This window comes from Bradyrhizobium sp. Arg237L (genome assembly GCF_029990105.1).
GTDB lineage: Bacteria > Pseudomonadota > Alphaproteobacteria > Rhizobiales > Xanthobacteraceae > Bradyrhizobium.
In genome coordinates this window covers 1-434 of the sequence record NZ_JAQMIL010000231.1, presented here as the reverse complement: position 1 = coordinate 434, position 434 = coordinate 1, and the positions used below count along the sequence as shown (strand labels likewise).

Here is a 434-nt window from a genome sequence, read left to right as displayed (position 1 = left end):
TTCGTCACCTCATGCGTCACAATCAGATGGTGCTCGGTGTCCACGGCGATCTGTACGTTGTAGCCGACGACACCGGAGCCGCGGCCGCTCGTTGCCATCGAACGACTGTCAGGATCGGTCAGAGAGATCTGCTGATCGGGCGAAGCAAGCATCTGCGTCTCGTATACAGCAAGCTTGCCCATTTCCTCCTTCAGCTTCGTCAGCTTCTCGCTGAGCCTTGTCACTTTCGCAGCCAGCGCCTCCGTCGGCTCCTGTCGGTCGGCGGTGTCAAGTTGGCTCAGATAGCGCGCGACGCTCTCCTCCAGCTGGGCACGCCGCCGTTCCACCTTCGCGCGCGTGAAGTTTTTGTCCCGGTTGTTCACCGCTTTGAACTTGCTGCCATCGATGGCGACGCTCGTCGTCGCGAGAAGGCCCATTTCACGGCAGAGTTCGAC

The 434-nt window shown here is 60.4% G+C and carries 1 pseudogene; it reads right to left on the bottom strand.

The window, feature by feature from the left end:
• A pseudogene (locus OZ411_RS43110) lies at positions 1–434 on the bottom strand (IS5/IS1182 family transposase); the annotation flags it as partial.